15 protein-coding genes and 1 pseudogene are annotated in these 14,758 nt (G+C 64.6%); 9 read left to right on the top strand and 7 right to left on the bottom strand.

The features are described from left to right. Positions 1 to 12 precede the first annotated feature (12 nt). The 4 genes and pseudogenes from B5527_RS22700 (at position 13) to B5527_RS22685 (ending at position 4,594) form a co-directional block, all read left to right on the top strand. Complete coding sequence (locus B5527_RS22700) at positions 13 to 204, top strand: hypothetical protein (RefSeq protein ID WP_079603528.1); 192 nt, start codon at positions 13 to 15, stop codon at positions 202 to 204. Then, entirely contained in the window at positions 189 to 2,441 is a 2,253-nt protein-coding gene (gene parC / locus B5527_RS22695; RefSeq protein ID WP_079603527.1) for a DNA topoisomerase IV subunit A, read from the top strand. The genes B5527_RS22700 and parC overlap by 16 nt, the downstream gene beginning before the upstream one ends. 362 nt (positions 2,442 to 2,803) lie before the next feature. Continuing rightward, positions 2,804 to 3,680, top strand: a pseudogene (locus B5527_RS22690) (DMT family transporter). A 116-nt stretch (positions 3,681 to 3,796) separates the two neighbouring features. Then, positions 3,797 to 4,594: an N-acyl homoserine lactonase family protein gene (locus B5527_RS22685; RefSeq protein ID WP_425305105.1), complete on the top strand. Its 798-nt coding sequence runs from the start codon at positions 3,797 to 3,799 to the stop codon at positions 4,592 to 4,594. Between the two features lie 60 nt (positions 4,595 to 4,654). Here the strand turns inward: B5527_RS22685 and B5527_RS22680 are convergent, their stop codons facing one another. The 5 genes from B5527_RS22680 to B5527_RS22660 are packed head-to-tail and all read right to left on the bottom strand — an operon-like array spanning position 4,655 to position 8,261. Then, entirely contained in the window at positions 4,655 to 5,071 is a 417-nt protein-coding gene (locus B5527_RS22680) for a RidA family protein (protein WP_079603525.1), read from the bottom strand. 36 nt (positions 5,072 to 5,107) lie between these two features. Further along, entirely contained in the window at positions 5,108 to 5,299 is a 192-nt protein-coding gene (locus B5527_RS22675) for a hypothetical protein (RefSeq protein WP_079603524.1), read from the bottom strand. 48 nt (positions 5,300 to 5,347) lie between these two features. Beyond that, a complete protein-coding gene (locus tag B5527_RS22670) occupies positions 5,348 to 6,517 on the bottom strand; it encodes an MFS transporter (protein ID WP_079603523.1) in 1,170 nt (389 codons plus the stop codon). A gap of 18 nt (positions 6,518 to 6,535) precedes the next feature. Further along, the gene (locus B5527_RS22665; RefSeq protein ID WP_079603522.1) at positions 6,536 to 7,897 is read right to left on the bottom strand and encodes an NAD(P)-binding domain-containing protein; all 1,362 of its coding nucleotides are present in this window, start codon (positions 7,895 to 7,897) and stop codon (positions 6,536 to 6,538) included. 49 nt (positions 7,898 to 7,946) lie between these two features. After that, positions 7,947 to 8,261 (bottom strand): ArsR/SmtB family transcription factor, encoded by a 315-nt coding sequence (locus B5527_RS22660; protein ID WP_079603521.1) that lies wholly within the window; start codon positions 8,259 to 8,261, stop codon positions 7,947 to 7,949. A 140-nt stretch (positions 8,262 to 8,401) separates the two neighbouring features. Between B5527_RS22660 and B5527_RS22655 the strand changes: the two genes are divergently transcribed. From B5527_RS22655 to B5527_RS22635, 5 genes are all read left to right on the top strand, one after another. Beyond that, positions 8,402 to 8,764, top strand: coding sequence for an ArsR/SmtB family transcription factor (locus B5527_RS22655; RefSeq protein WP_079603520.1), 363 nt, complete (start codon positions 8,402 to 8,404; stop codon positions 8,762 to 8,764). Next, positions 8,757 to 9,284, top strand: coding sequence for an arsenate reductase ArsC (locus B5527_RS22650; RefSeq protein ID WP_079603519.1), 528 nt, complete (start codon positions 8,757 to 8,759; stop codon positions 9,282 to 9,284). Before B5527_RS22655 ends, B5527_RS22650 begins: the two co-directional genes overlap by 8 nt. Before the next feature lie 5 nt (positions 9,285 to 9,289). Then, positions 9,290 to 10,348 (top strand): ACR3 family arsenite efflux transporter, encoded by a 1,059-nt coding sequence (gene arsB, locus B5527_RS22645; RefSeq protein ID WP_079603518.1) that lies wholly within the window; start codon positions 9,290 to 9,292, stop codon positions 10,346 to 10,348. Continuing rightward, a complete protein-coding gene (gene arsC, locus B5527_RS22640) occupies positions 10,345 to 10,752 on the top strand; it encodes an arsenate reductase (glutaredoxin) (RefSeq protein ID WP_079603517.1) in 408 nt (135 codons plus the stop codon). The genes arsB and arsC overlap by 4 nt, the downstream gene beginning before the upstream one ends. Positions 10,753 to 10,821: 69 nt before the next feature. Further along, the gene (locus tag B5527_RS22635) at positions 10,822 to 12,081 is read left to right on the top strand and encodes an adenylate/guanylate cyclase domain-containing protein (RefSeq protein ID WP_079603516.1); all 1,260 of its coding nucleotides are present in this window, start codon (positions 10,822 to 10,824) and stop codon (positions 12,079 to 12,081) included. On the opposite strand, the gene B5527_RS22630 is transcribed toward B5527_RS22635, so the two are convergent. After that, a complete protein-coding gene (locus tag B5527_RS22630; protein WP_079603515.1) occupies positions 12,078 to 13,295 on the bottom strand; it encodes a multidrug effflux MFS transporter in 1,218 nt (405 codons plus the stop codon). The two genes, B5527_RS22635 and B5527_RS22630, sit on opposite strands and share 4 nt — an antisense overlap. Positions 13,296 to 13,483: 188 nt before the next feature. Beyond that, the gene (locus B5527_RS22625; RefSeq protein ID WP_079603514.1) at positions 13,484 to 14,743 is read right to left on the bottom strand and encodes an MFS transporter; all 1,260 of its coding nucleotides are present in this window, start codon (positions 14,741 to 14,743) and stop codon (positions 13,484 to 13,486) included. Between the last annotated feature and the right edge of the window lie 15 nt (positions 14,744 to 14,758).

Genomic DNA, 14,758 nt, shown 5'->3' with positions numbered 1-14,758 from the left:
CTCGAGATTTGGGTGGACTTCGGCTTCGAGCCGTTGGGCCATGTCGCCGTGCCGGCGATGGACCTGAATGCGCATACGCTCGACTACGGCCCGAATGCATTCGATGTCCGGCATGATCGCACCGCCGCCTGGATTGAGGTACTGATTCGCGCCTTGCCCGGGCGGCCTGCAGCGGATAACTCCTCCCCATGGGAAAACGACTGATTCCGCCGGAGCCGGCCGAAATTCACGAGGTCGGGCTGCGCGACGCGCTCGAAGAGCGCTATCTCGCTTATGCGCTCTCGACCATCATGCACCGGGCGCTGCCGGACGCCCGCGACGGCCTCAAGCCGGTGCATCGCCGCATCCTCTACGGCATGCGGCTATTGCGGCTCGAGCCCGGCACCACGTTCAAGAAGTCCGCCAAAATCGTCGGCGACGTGATGGGCTCGTTCCATCCGCATGGCGACCAGTCGATCTACGACGCGCTGGTGCGGCTGGCGCAGGATTTTGCCGCGCGCTATCCGCTGGTCGACGGCCAGGGCAATTTCGGCAACATCGACGGCGATAATCCCGCCGCCTACCGCTATACCGAAGCGCGCATGACCGAGGTCGCGCGGCTTCTCCTCGACGGCATCGACGAAGACGGCGTCGAATTCCGCGCCAATTACGACGGCCAGTCGAAAGAGCCGATCGTGCTGCCCGGCGGATTTCCGAACCTGCTCGCCAACGGCGCGCAGGGCATCGCGGTCGGCATGGCGACCTCGATCCCGCCGCACAACGCCGCTGAGCTTTGCGACGCCGCGCTGCATCTGATCGACAAGCCCGAGGCGAAATCGAAGACGCTCCTGAAATGGGTCAAGGGCCCGGATTTCCCGACCGGCGGCATCATCGTTGATTCCAAGGAGGCCATTGCCGAGGCTTACGCCACCGGGCGCGGCTCGTTCCGCACCCGCGCCAGATGGAGCCAAGAAGAGGGCGCGCGCGGCACCTGGGTGATCGTCATCACCGAAATTCCGTGGCTGGTGCAGAAGTCGCGGCTGGTCGAGAAGATCGCCGAACTGCTCAACGACAAGAAGCTGCCGCTGGTCGCCGACGTCAGGGACGAATCCGCCGAAGACATTCGTCTCGTCATCGAGCCGAAATCGCGCGCGGTCGATCCGGAACTGCTGATGGAATCGCTGTTCCGGCTCACCGAGCTGGAAAGCCGGATCTCGCTGAACCTCAACGTGCTGGTCAAGGGCCGCATCCCCAAGGTGCTTGGCCTTGCCGAGTGCCTGAAGGAATGGCTCGACCATCTGCGCGACGTGCTGCAGCGCCGCTCCAATTATCGGAAGGAGCAGATCGAGCACCGGCTGGAAGTGCTCGGCGGCTTCCTGATCGCGTACCTCAACATCGACAAGGTGATAAAAATCATCCGGACCGAGGACGAACCGAAGCCGGCCCTGATCAAGGCGTTCAAGCTCACCGACGTTCAGGCCGAGGCCATCCTCAACATGCGCCTGCGCAGCCTGCGCAAGCTTGAGGAAATGGAAATCCGCACCGAGGAGAAGAACCTTCGCGCCGAATTGAAGGGCATCAAGGCGATGCTCGGGTCGGAAGCCGAGCAATGGGCTAAGATCGGCGAACAGGTGCGCAAGGTTCGCGACATGTTCGGGCCGAAGACGCCGCTCGGCAAGCGCCGCACCAGCTTTGCCGATGCGCCGGAGCACGATCTCGCCGCGATCGAAGAGGCGTTTGTGGAGCGCGAGCCGGTCACCGTCGTGGTTTCCGACAAGGGCTGGGTGCGCACGCTGAAGGGGCAGGTGTCCGATCTCTCGGGGCTGACCTTCAAGACCGACGACAAGCTCGGTTCCGCGTTCTTCGCCGAGACCACCTCGAAACTGCTGCTGTTCGCCACCAATGGACGCTTCTATTCGCTCGATGTGTCGAAACTGCCGGGCGGACGCGGCCATGGCGAGCCGATCCGGATGTTCATCGACATGGAGCAGGACGCCGCGATCGTGTCGCTGTTCGTCAACAAGGGCGGCCGTAAATTCCTGGTCGCGAGCCATGAAGGCCAGGGCTTTGTCGTCAACGAGGACGATTGCGTCGGCAACACCCGCAAGGGCAAGCAGGTGCTCAACGTCGAGATGCCCAACGAGGCCCGCGCGATTGCCACCGTCACCGGGGACAGCGTCGCTGTCATCGGCACCAACCACAAGATGGTAATCTTCCCGATCGATCAGGTGCCGGAGATGGCGCGCGGCCGCGGCGTGCGCCTGCAGAAGTACACCAGCGCCGCGCTGTCGGATGTCGCGACGTTCGATTCCAAGGCCGGTCTGACCTGGAAAGATTCGGCCGGCCGCGACCAGGCGATGAGCTGGAAGGAATTGTCCGACTGGCGCGGCAACCGCGCCGATGCCGGCCGGCTCGCGCATGGTTTGCCGAAGTCGAACAAGTTCTTGCGCGGCGTGGAGTAACTTCCCGTCATGCTCGGCCTTGTGCCGGGCATCGACGTCTTTTGCCTGGCCGATCCAAAGACGTGGATGGCCGGCATGAGCCCGGCCATGACGAACCCCGGATTGAGCCGCAGGCGAATCCGAAGCTACTTTGACAGCAGGCCTATGATCCGGCGATGGACCGCGAATAACTCCGGGTCTTCCGGATCGCGCGGTCCCGAACGCCCGTCGGCTGGGAAGCGCGAAGCACTCGGCTGAGGAACAGTCGCGCCTCGCACGCGCGGTCTGTCGCGATCACATGTTCAGCTTTGCGCGCATGAGCGGGGTGCTGATCCTGCAACTGATCGCGCGGTAGCAATGCGGCGGGACAAAGGAGACAGGGGGTGAGCGAATGGATCGGGGTATCGATCGCTCTGGTCTCGAGCTGCCTCGGCGGTACCGCGGCCGCGATTACCCGCTATCTGGTCGGCAATGCCGATCCGGTCACGCTCGCCATTCTGCGCTGGGGCATAGGGTTTGCGTGTTTGCTGCCGACCGCGCTGCTGCTGAAAGTGCGATGGCCGCCGCGCCGCGACTGGCCTGCCGTCGCTGCTCTCGGGTTTTGTTTCTGGACTGTTCTTCGTCCTCTATAATATCGCGATTGGTTTTACGACCGCGGCCCGCGCCAGTCTCGCTCTGGCGACCCTGCCGCTTCACACCATGGTGGTCGGGGCGTTGCTCGGGATCGAGCCGCTGACGTTGCGGAAATCGATCGGCGTCAGCGTGGCGATCCTCGGCGTCATCGCAGCGCTTGCATCCGGCCTTTCGGAGGCGCCGCCGGGCGCATGGCGGGGCGAACTGATCATGACCGGCGCAGTGTTTTGCATGGCATTCTATAACGTCTGGTCGCGTCCGTTCATCCGGCGCTCGAGCGCGCTCGGCTTCCTGACCGTGGGCATGGGCGCCGGCGCCGCGGCGCTGATCCTCGTGGGATCGCTGACCGGCAGCGTCGCGGTCCTGAGCAGCCTCAGTACCCCGCAATGGATCGCCGGCGTCTATCTCGGTATCGGCGGCGGCGCGCTCGCGTTCATCCTTTGGGTCATGGCGCTGGAGCGCGCGACGCCGACGCGCGTGGCTGCCACCATGACCGTCAACCCGCTCGCGGCGGGCTTGCTCGCCGCGCAACTCGTCGGCGAACCGATCACGCCAAATCTTGTCCTGGGGCTGGTCGCGGTATTTGCCGGGATCTGGATCGCCACGACCGAGGTCACGAAGCCGTAAGCGCGGCGCCATCCGGATAGGGCGCCTCCATGAAGTAGTATAGCCTGTCGACCCAATGCCTGACGCGCCAATGGAGGAATGATGTGAACCGAGCAATCAGTCTTGTGGCGGTGCTTTTGTCGGTGGTGTTGCCAATCGGCTCCGGCCATGCGCAACCGGCTAAACCCGGCATCGAAAAGCTTTACATTCTCAATTGCGGGGAGGGCGTCGCCGGCGATATTTCGCGCTGGTCTCCCGGTGTCAATGAAGGCAAGTCGATGGACTTCGTCGACAATTGCTACCTGATCAAGCACGCGCAGGGCTGGTTCCTGTGGGACACGGGCATTCCCGATGCGGTCGCGGCGATGCCGAACGGCCTTGCACCGGCCGATCCGAAGGCGGTGTTCTGGCGCCGCCCCAAGACGCTGGCGGCTCAACTCGATCAGCTCGGCGTCAAGCCTTCCGACATCCAGGCGATGGCGGTCTCGCACACCCACCCCGACCACATCGGCAATGTCGAGATGTTCCCCACGACCATGCTCTACGTGCAGAAAGCCGAATACGACTGGCCCGGCGCCAACAATGCGCCGCGATTCAAGCTGGAGCATCCGGTGACGTTGCTCGAAGGCGACCGCGACGTGTTCGGCGACGGCAGCCTGACGATCCTTTCGACGCCGGGGCATACGCCGGGCCATCAATCCCTGCTGGTGAAGCTGCCCAACACAGGCGCGATCGTTCTTTCCGGGGATGCCGTTCATTTCAAGAGCAATTGGGAAAACCGCGGTGTTCCCGTCAACAATTTCAGCAAGGAGCAGACGCTGGCTTCGATGCAAAAGATTTCGGAGACGCTAACGAAGGAAAACGCGCAGCTCTGGATCAACCACGACAAGGCGCAGCGTGACAGCCTCAAGATGTCGCCTGAGTACTACGACTGAGCCAGCCACGCTCGCGGCTTCAAGGGAAGAAGAGGCTCGCGCGCGATCGCCCGGTGCAGCTCACGCCGCCGCGATGGCCTCGATCTCGATCATGAAATCGGCGCCATAGAGCTTTGACACCTCGACCAGCGTCACCGCGGGCGCGGCCGTCGGCGTGACGCTCGCAAAGAACCGGTTACGCGCCTCGCGGTAGCGCGCGAGGTTTTCCATGTCGGTGAGGAACACCGTCAACTTCACCAGATTGGCTGCCGTGCATCCGCTCGCCTGCAGGGCAGTAGCGAGGTTGCGAAAGACCTGTTCCGCCTGCGCGCCAAAATCAGACTTGCCGACCACATGGCCGTCGGAATCGAGCGCGGTCTGGCCCGATATGAATATGATGCGGCCGGCGCTGACCTCGACAATCTGGGAATAGCCGGGCGGCGTGCCGAGTTCGGGCGGATTGATGCGGGTTATCGAGGGCGTTGCTTCGCGTATCATTCCTGCGCTCCCCGTCGACGCGGCATCTTCGAGAGTTCAGTTGGGCCGTGCCGACATCGGCGGCGGACCGAGGCCCATCGGCTTCTTCGGTCGCAGGCTTCCGACATAGAACGACGACCCCGCGACCAGGAACAGCGCGACCAGATAGACCACATAGGATTGCGGCGGCGTGATCGCCCAGCGTATCACACCTCTGAAGAGGGCGGCCGGAACGGTTTCGTTTTCCATGCGGTGCTTTTGCTCGAAATGCTGCGGGAATGGAAGCGCAAAGTGTGGTCAGGGCGCCGGCGGATCCTGCCGCAGCAGCGATAGCGCCACCAGCGCCGAGAGGCTGAGTGCGGAGGAGACGATCAGGACGCGGCTGCCCATGGTATCGATCAGCAGGCCGAACACCAATGGTGCTGCGGCCTGCGCCATCCGCGCCGGCGCGCCGATGATGCCGAGCCGATAGCCATAGTTCAGTGGGCCGAAGATCGCGAGCGGCAGGGTGCCGCGCGCGATGGTCAGGATGCCGTTGCCGAGGCCGAAAAAAATCGCGAACGCGCTTGATGCCGCGCCGCCCGCCGATGCGAGGATGGCGGCGCCAATCGGGTGCGTCAGACAGGCAAGCCGGGTTGACAGCAGCGGATGATAGCGGCTGAGAAAACTCGCCTCGATGATGCGCGCAACCACTTGCGCCGGGCCGAACAGCGCGCCGGCCGCCACCGCCTGCACCGTTGTGGCCCCCGCGGCCTCGAGTATTCGCGGCATGTGCGCCGCCATCGCGCCGGTGACGGTCCAGGCCGCCGCAAAGGTGAACGCCAGCAGGACCATGGTTCGATCGATCGGTATGCGCGGCTTGATCGCCGTCGCCACCGCCGCCTTGGCGCCCTTCACCGCGGGCAGCATGAAGAAATTGATCGGCAGACCGATCAGGATATGCGCCGCCGCCCAGGCGAAGCAGGTGTTGCGCCAGCCGATGGTGTCCAACCCCCAGGTCGACAGCGGCCATCCGACGGTCGAGGCAAACCCGCCCATCAGGGTGATGCCGGTGATCGCGCCGCGCGCCGCGCCGCCATAGATGCGCCCCAGCGCGGCGAAGGCCGCATCGTACAAGCCCAGTCCCATGCCGACGCCGAGCAGCAGCCAGGCGACAACCAGCAGCGGGATCGAATGGGTGGCGCCGAGCAGCGCCAGTCCCGCGGCCAGCGTCACGTTCGATATCGACAGCACCTGCCTGCCGCCGACGAGATCAATCTGCCGGCCGACGCGCGGGCCCAGCAGCGCGGAAATCACCAGCGACGCCGAGAAGGCCGCAAAGATCCAGTTCGAGGAAACCCCGAGGTCGCGTCCGATCGGATCGGCCAGAATCGCCGGCAAATAGTAGCTGGAGGCCCACGCCAGCGTTTGTGTCGTACCCAGCGCCAGGATGATCGGAAGCTGGCGCGCGCTTTGCTCAGGCGCCATCCGAATTCCTTGCCAGCGTCATCCGCACCCGCACCCCGTCTTGCCTTCCTGTTTCGCATTTGCATCGTCAATGCAGCAGGCGTCAACACCCGATAATGCCGGACCGCCGCAGCATGTATTGGCATCCGGTGCGGCCGAGCGATTGCAAACGCCGGTTTCGGGTAGCACCAGTTCGACGCGTTCCGCAGCCTCCTGGTCGTCGGCGATGTCGGCGGCGATCGAGCGGACCTGTTCGTATCCCGTGATCATCAGGAAGGTGGGCGCGCGTCCGTAGGATTTCATGCCGGCGAAATAAAAGCCCGGCTCGTGCTGCGCCAACTCCCGCGCGCCGTGCGGCCGCACGGTGCCGCAGCTGTGTTCGTTCGGATCGATCAGCGGCGCCAGCGCCACCGGGCATTCGATGGCCGGATCGAGCGCAATGCGAAGCTCGCGCACGAAATCCAGATCCGGCCGGAAACCCGTCGCCACGATGAGTTCATCGACGGCCACCTGACGGCCGCAGCAGCCGGCGCCGGTGCCGACGACGAGGCGAGGGCCGTCGGCGGTGAGATGCGAAACGCGAAATTCGCGCTCCACTTTTATCTGACCGGCCGCGACCAAGGCGGCGAACGCGGCCCCAAGCTCGCCGCGGGCGGCGAGCTTGTCGTTCGCGCCACCCCCGAAAGCCTTTGCCGGATCATTGCCGCGCAGCAGCCAGATCGGTTTGGTTTCCGGCGCTTGTTCCGCCAATCGTGCGAGATCGGTGAGGGTGCCGATCGCCGAATGTCCCGCGCCCAGCACCGCGACCGTTTTGCCCGCATAGCGCGCGCGGTCTTTTCCCAGCACGTCCGGCATCCCGTACGCAATTTTGTCGGCCGCTTCCCTCTCACCAATAGCCTGGAGGCCGTTGGCGCCGGCCGGATTTGGCGAATGCCAGGTGCCGGATGCGTCGATGACCGCATCGGCCCTGACCATTTTGGGTCCCTGGCCGTTCTGATAGCGAATTTCGAACGGCGCGGCTGCGCGGCCTCCGGTCTTGAGCTTGTCGAAGCCGACACGGCTGATATCGGTGACGCGGCTGGAGGTATGAATATGCGTCGCCAGAACGGTTTTGGTGGCGAGCGGCTCAAGATAGAGCTCAAGCAATTCGGTGCCGGTCGGATAGTGGTCGGGCTCAGGGGAGTTCCAGCCCGTCGCTGCCAGCAGACGCGCCGCCGCGCGGTCGATATTGTATTGCCATGGCGAGAACAGCTGGACGTGGCCCCACTGGCGCACCGCATGCCCGATGCTGTTGCCGGCTTCGAGCACGATCGGCCGCAGGCCCCGCTCCAGGACATGCGCGGCCGCGGCGAGACCGACCGGCCCGGCTCCGACAATCGCAACGGTCTTGGCTTCGCTCATCGCATTCTCCCATCAAACCGGAAATATCGAAATTGAAGACCTGAATAAATCAGGCCGCGGTCTTGGTGTCCTTGCTTTCAGCATCGGCACAGCATTCGGCGACTAGAAAATCCACCAGCCCCTGCATCACCTCGTAATTGGCGTGACATACCAGGGTGGTCGCCTCGCGCACCTGATTGACCAGACCCACCACCACCAGCGCCTTGATGTGGTGGGAAAGCGTCGAGGGCGCGATCTTCAGTTTGTCCTGCAGGCGGCCGACCGGCAGCCCGGCGGCTCCCGCGCGGATCAGCGTGCGGTAGATTTTGAGCCGGGTAGGGTTGCCCAGCGCTTCCAAGTGGGCGGCGGCGTCGTCGAGTTTCATTTCAGCATCGTTGCAGACTGGCAGCAGCTTGTCAACGGTATTTCTAGTAATATCGAAATAACGTGTTTGCCGCCAAAGGAAACTCCCGGAGAAGAGGCAATCCGCTTGACAAAACGCATTATATCCATAACTCTGGATGTATGGAATCAGAAGACGCTATCCTCGCACTCGCTGCGCTCGCGCAGTCGACCCGGCTCGATGTGTTCCGATTGCTGGTAAAGCACGAACCCGAGGGGCTGGCGGCCGGCGATATCGCCAAGGCGCTGGCGGTCCCGCAAAATACCATGTCGTCGCACCTCTCCATTCTGTCCCGCGCCGGGCTGGTGTCGGCGCAGCGCTTCAGCCGCTCGATCGTCTATCGCGCCGATCTCGCGCAGTTGCAGGCCGTCATGCTGTTCATGCTCCGGGATTGTTGCGACGGCCGGCCCGAGATTTGCGCGCCGCTGATCGAGAACCTCACGCCGTGCTGTCCACCGAAGCCGAAGAGGAAAGTCCGTGTCTGAGCATATCTACAACGTCCTGTTCCTGTGCACAGGAAACAGCGCCCGTTCGATACTTGCCGAGTCGATCTTGCGAAAAGACGGCCGTCAGCACTTCCGCTCATTCTCCGCCGGCAGCCAACCGAAGGGCGCGGTGAATCCGTTAGCGATCAAGGTTCTCAACAGCCTCGACTACCCCACCGACGGTTTGTGCTCGAAGAACTGGGAAGAATTCGCAAGCCCCGATGCGCCCGTGATGGATTTCGTCTTCACGGTCTGCGACAACGCGGCGGGCGAGTCTTGTCCGGTGTGGCCCGGCCAGCCGATGACGGCGCATTGGGGCATCGAAGACCCGGCGGAAGCCGGGGGCACCGATCTTCAGAAGCAAGCCGCGTTCGTCGCAGCGTTCCGCCATCTCAAGAACCGGATCGCGGTCTTTGCAAGTCTGCCGTTGGGCAGCATCGATCGGCTGTCGCTCGGGACGCGGCTGCGCGATATCGGCCGCGGCGAGGGCGCCACCACGTCGCGCCCGGACGTGGCGTAACCGTCATGAACCTTTTCGAACGCTATCTCACGCTGTGGGTGGCCCTGTGCATCGTCGCGGGCGTCGCGCTCGGGCATCTCTTGCGCGGGCTGTTCGCGACCATCGCGAGCGCGGAAATCGCTCGGGTCAATCTGCCGGTGGCCGGGCTGGTCTGGCTGATGATCATCCCGATGCTTCTCAAGATCGACTTCGGTGCGCTGGGCCAGGTGCGCGAGCACTGGCGCGGCGTCGGCGTCACGCTGTTCATCAACTGGGCGGTAAAGCCGTTCTCGATGGCGTTGCTGGGCTCGCTGTTCATCGGTCATCTGTTCGCGCCATGGCTGCCGTCGGCGCAGATTCCGTCCTATATCGCAGGCCTCATTCTGCTGGCCGCGGCGCCCTGCACCGCGATGGTATTCGTATGGTCGAACCTGTGCGAGGGCGAGCCGCATTACACGCTGAGCCAGGTCGCGCTCAACGACGTCATCATGGTGTTTGCGTTTGCGCCGCTGGTCGGACTCTTGCTCGGCGTCGCCTCGATCGCCGTCCCCTGGGCGACGCTGCTGATTTCGGTGGGGTTATATATCGTCGTGCCCGTCATCGTCGCGCAGCTATGGCGGCGCGCGCTGCTGCGGACCGGGCCGGCGGCGTTGCAGCGGACACAGCATGTGCTGCAGCCGGTGTCGCTGGTCGCATTGCTGACCACGCTGGTGTTGCTGTTCGGCTTCCAGGGCGAACAGATCATTGCCCAGCCGCTGGTGATCGTGCTGCTGGCGGTGCCGATCGTAATACAGGTCTATTTCAATGCCGGGCTTGCCTATTGGTTGAGCCGCCGCTTCGGCGTCGCCTGGTGCGTCGCCGCGCCCGCAGCGCTGATCGGCGCCAGCAACTTTTTCGAACTCGCGGTCGCCGCCGCCATCAGCCTGTTTGGTCTCAACTCCGGGGCAGCGCTCGCCACCGTGGTCGGCGTGCTGGTCGAGGTGCCGGTGATGCTGTCGGTGGTCCATCTGGTGAAGGCGTCGCGCGGCTGGTACGAGGCCGGCGCCGGGGCTACTGTCGCCATCAACAAGGAAGCGCGGACGTGAGCGTGACGATCTATCATAATCCGGCCTGCGGCACCTCGCGCAACACGCTGGCCATGATCCGGAAAAGCGGCGAAGCGCCCGAGGTCATCGAATATCTGAAGACGCCGCCAAGCCGGGCGCGACTGACCGAACTGATCCAGGCGATGGGAATTTCGGCTCGCGCGCTGTTGCGCGAGAAGGGCACGCCCTATGCGGAGTTGGGGCTCGCCGATCCCAAATGGAGCGACGACCAGCTGATCGATTTTATGCTGGCGCATCCGATCCTGATCAATCGGCCGATCGTGGTGACGCCGAAGGGCGTCAGGCTTTGCCGGCCGTCGGAGGCGGTACTTGATCTACTCGATCACCCCGTCGCCTGTTTCGTGAAAGAGGACGGCGCGACCGTCATATCTGCGAAGTCGTAAGGTGCTGTTTGAACCCAGCGCGTGATCTGCTGGTCTTTCATCCCGCGGGATTGCGCGGCATAATAACTTATGGATTTGACACCCCGACTGCAGTTGATGAACTGGCTGGTGAGTCAGGGCCTGACTGGCCTGCCGGAAAAGGATCTGGTTCGCGGCTTCTGCGAGCGCTGCAGGGCTGAAGGCCTCGATCTGTCGCGCGGCCTTGTCTTCATCGATACGCTGCATCCGATTTTCGAGGGACGCGGGTTTCGCTGGAACGACACCGAAATCGACGAGAGCGATATTTTCGAATACGGATCGACCAGCGAGGGCGCGCCCGCGGAAAACTGGCGCCGCTCCACCTTCAACCACTTGCTCGAACACGGCGGTGACGAGCTGCGGATCGATCTTGCCGATTGCGCTTCCCTCGACTTCTCGCTGATCGATGATCTCGCCGCGAAGGGGCACCGGCACTTCGTCGCCTTCGTGCATCGGTTCGGCGAAGCCGGAACCATCGGCCAGATGGACTGCTTCTATTCCTACTGGCTGACCCGGCGCGCCGACGGCTTTGCGGAGCAGGGTCTGGCGGCGCTGCGCGACCTGGTGCCGGTACTGGGGCTGGCGATCAAGTCCGCCGCCCAGGTCCATATCGCCCGCACGCTGGGCCGGGTCTATCTCGGGCGCGACGCCTCCGAGCAGGTGCTGCGCGGACGGATCGCGCGCGGCGTCACCGAGCGCATCAACGCCGTGTTGTGGTTTTCCGATCTGCGCGGATCGACCGGGATCAGCGAAAACCTCGCGCCGGGCGAGATCATTCCGTTTCTCAACGACTACGCGCAGGCCGCCATCGACGCCATCCATGACGAGGGCGGCGACGTACTCAAGTTGATCGGCGACGGCGTGCTGGCGATGTTCACCAACCCTGACATGACGCTCGCCAGGCGCGCCGCGTTGCGGGCCGAGCATCGCCTGCGCGGCAACATGATTTCGCTCAATGCTCGCCGTTCCGAAACTGGCCGGCCGACGACGTCGGCCTATGTCGGCCTGCATGTCGGCGAGGTCTTTTACGGCAATATCGGCAGCGAGGACCGGCTCGATTTCACCGTGGTGGGGCCGGCGGTCAACGAGGTCAGCCGCATCGCCTCGATGTGCAGTTCGATCGATCGCGAACTGCTGACGTCATCCGATTTTTGTACCGGGCTCGACGCAGCCGGTCAGGCCTATCTGGTCTCCACCGGCCGGTTCGCGTTGCGCGGCATCGGCCGCGCTCGGGATCTCTACACGCTCGATCCCGACATCGCGGCGGATGATGCCGTGGCCGGAAGCTACGAGCGCTATCTGGCGAGTTAGGCAGCTCTCACCCGCATCGTGTAGAGCCCGATCGCCAGTAGCGAACCGACCGTCAGGACGACGCCGAGCGCAAGCATCGCCTGATGAGACACCGTCGCGGCGAGGTAAACCCCGATCGCCGCCGCCATCATCTGCCAAAAGCCGAGCAATGCCGAAGCCGCACCGGCCTTGTCGCCGAATGGGGACAGCGCCTGCGCCGTGTCGAGCGGATTGACGATGCCCATGCCCAGCAAGAACACCGCCATGGCCGCCAGGAACGGCAGGAACGTGGGATTGAAGATCGATACCAGCAGGATGGCGATGCCGCCGATGGCCGCCGCGGCGAGGCCGCCCCGGATCGAACGGTCGAGCCCGAAGCGTGGCGCCAGCCGCGTCGCCAGCATGCCGGCGGCGAACACGATCATGACCGTGCCGGCGAAGAACAGGCCAAGCTGGATCGGCGTGAACTGCAGCCCCTCGATCAAAACCCGCGGAGCCGCCGAAAACATCGCAAACAGCCCGCCCATGATCAGGCTGACGGTAGCGACCGGAACAAGGAAGCGGCGATCCGCGACCAGGCCGACATAGTTTTTGGCGATGGCGAGCGGATTGAGCGGGATCCGCGTCGAACGATGGGTTTCGCCGAGCACCGCGCCATAGGCCACGGCCCCGATCGCCGCAAAAAGGGCGATGAAGGCGAATTCGGAACGCCAGCCAAAATAATGGTCAAGCGCGCCGCCGAGCAGGGGCGAGAAGCCGGGTGCCGCCGCCATCGCAATCATGATCAGCGCCATCGCGCGGCCGAGCGCCGCGCCGGAGAAAAGGTCGCGGGCAATGGCGCGCGACAGCACCGAGGTCGAACAGGCGCCGGCGGCCTGGATGACGCGGCCGGCCAGCAGGCTGGGGAGGTCATCGGCGAAGCCGCACCAGATGCTGCCGGCGAAGAACACCGCAAAACCCGTGAGCACCGGCCAGCGCCGGCCATAGCGATCCGAGATCGGCCCGACGACGAGCTGGCCGAGCGCGAACACCGCGAGGAACACCGTAATCGACGAGGTCACCTCAGCGGTGGAAACGTGCAGCGACGCGGCCATCTGCGGTAGCGAAGGCAAAAGGATATTGGTGGCCAGCGTCCCCGTCGCCGCCAGCGCGGCGAGAACGGCGATCTGCTGAAACGTCGAGGAGATTTCGGGGCGAGACGCAGCGGCGATCGTTGTAACGGTCTGGTCAGCCATGGAACCTCCCGGTGATATGACATGACACATATCATATAATATGGGGGGAGCGATACCTAGTGGGCAAATGCGGCCACTTGCTCCGTCATGCCCGGCCTTGTGCCGGGCATCCACGTCTTATTTGCGATGACAGGAAGACGTAGATGGCCGGGACAAGCCCGGCCATGACGACGGTTATGTTGAAGCCTTCAACAGGCCCGCAACACCGGCGCTCCATCGCCGACCATCTCCGGCTGCCGCGCCAGCGCGACCGCCGGCGACAGCAGGATCACCAGCGCCTGGGCGCCGAAGATCGCGACGGCCAGATAAAGGCAGGTCTCCGCGCCGTAAAACCCGCCGACGACGGCGCCGAGGGCCGCGCCGACCGGGCGTGCGCCATAGCTCATGATGTTGATCGCCGACACCCGGCCGAGCAGCCGCGGCGGCGTCACCGATTGCCGCAGGGTCGTGGTGCTGATCACCCACAGGATCGGTCCGGCGCCGAGCAGGAAGAAGCCGAGGCCCGCGAGCATCGAGCTCGGCACGACGGTTGTCAGCGCCAGCACGGCGGCGGCGGCAAAGCCGGTCACCGGCCCAAGCCCGATCACGGTCCCGAACGGCAGCCGGCGCATCACCCGCGTCGCCGAGAGCGCGCCGACCACCATGCCGACCCCGTACATCGAAAGCGTGGTGCCGACCCCGGTCGCCGACAATCCGAGACGGCGAACCGCATAAGGCACGAATACCGCGAGGACGAGGAACGAGCCGGTGTTGAAGATGAACTGGGTGACGAACACCGGCCGCAGCAGCGGATGATGCAGCACGAAGGTCGCACCTTCCCTGATCTCCTGCAGTGGACGGCGTCGCGGCGCGGGCACGCGCGTGGGTTCGTAAATTCCCGACAGCAGCACGACCGCCATGACGGAAAGGGCCGCGGCAAATCCGAACGCCGGCGCCGCGCCAAGCCATCCCACGAGCACGCCGCCCAGCGCCGGGCCGCTGGCGAATGCGACCGTGCGCGCCAGTTCGATCCGCGCATTGGCCGCCGGCAACGATGACGGCGATACCAGCGACGGCACCAGGGCGGGCGCCGCCACGCTGTAGGCGACCGTTCCACACACCGCCACGAAGCCGAACAGAGCGAGCAGCGGCAGGGTCAGCAGGTCGAGCCAGATCAGCATGAGAATTCCAAGCAGCGCCGCGGCGCGCAGGGCCTCCGAACCCGCCATCAGCCAGCGCCGCGAGATGCGGTCGGCCAGCAGGCCCGCCGGAATCGCGAACAGGATGAACGGCAGCGTCAGCGCGGTCTGCAACAGGCCGGTCCGGCCTTCGCCGACGCCGAGCGAGAGCACCGCCACGATCGGGGCGGCGGCCAGCGCAATCTGCTCGGCGGATTGCGCCGCCAGATTGGACCAGGCCAGGCGGTTGAAGGTCGGCGGCAGGCGAGGGGCGTTGTCGGGCGCGGACATCGTGGGATTTCCTTG

This window comes from Bradyrhizobium erythrophlei (assembly GCF_900129425.1).
Classification (GTDB): domain Bacteria; phylum Pseudomonadota; class Alphaproteobacteria; order Rhizobiales; family Xanthobacteraceae; genus Bradyrhizobium; species Bradyrhizobium erythrophlei_C.
The sequence above is the reverse complement of the archived record's forward strand: the minus strand, read 5'-3'. Positions and strand labels throughout refer to the sequence as shown.

Excerpts from the sequence above, each read along its gene's own strand:
- parC (WP_079603527.1), top strand. The coding sequence starts at position 189 with ATGGGAAAACGACTGATTCCGCCGGAGCCGGCCGAAATTCACGAGGTC.
- B5527_RS22680 (WP_079603525.1), bottom strand. The coding sequence starts at position 5,071 with ATGATACGCGAAGCAACGCCCTCGATAACCCGCATCAATCCGCCCGAA.
- B5527_RS22675 (WP_079603524.1), bottom strand. The coding sequence starts at position 5,299 with ATGGAAAACGAAACCGTTCCGGCCGCCCTCTTCAGAGGTGTGATACGC.
- B5527_RS22670 (WP_079603523.1), bottom strand. The coding sequence starts at position 6,517 with ATGGCGCCTGAGCAAAGCGCGCGCCAGCTTCCGATCATCCTGGCGCTG.
- B5527_RS22665 (WP_079603522.1), bottom strand. The coding sequence starts at position 7,897 with ATGAGCGAAGCCAAGACCGTTGCGATTGTCGGAGCCGGGCCGGTCGGT.
- B5527_RS22660 (WP_079603521.1), bottom strand. The coding sequence starts at position 8,261 with ATGAAACTCGACGACGCCGCCGCCCACTTGGAAGCGCTGGGCAACCCT.
- B5527_RS22655 (WP_079603520.1), top strand. The coding sequence starts at position 8,402 with ATGGAATCAGAAGACGCTATCCTCGCACTCGCTGCGCTCGCGCAGTCG.
- arsB (WP_079603518.1), top strand. The coding sequence starts at position 9,290 with ATGAACCTTTTCGAACGCTATCTCACGCTGTGGGTGGCCCTGTGCATC.
- B5527_RS22635 (WP_079603516.1), top strand. The coding sequence starts at position 10,822 with ATGGATTTGACACCCCGACTGCAGTTGATGAACTGGCTGGTGAGTCAG.
- B5527_RS22630 (WP_079603515.1), bottom strand. The coding sequence starts at position 13,295 with ATGGCTGACCAGACCGTTACAACGATCGCCGCTGCGTCTCGCCCCGAA.
- B5527_RS22625 (WP_079603514.1), bottom strand. The coding sequence starts at position 14,743 with ATGTCCGCGCCCGACAACGCCCCTCGCCTGCCGCCGACCTTCAACCGC.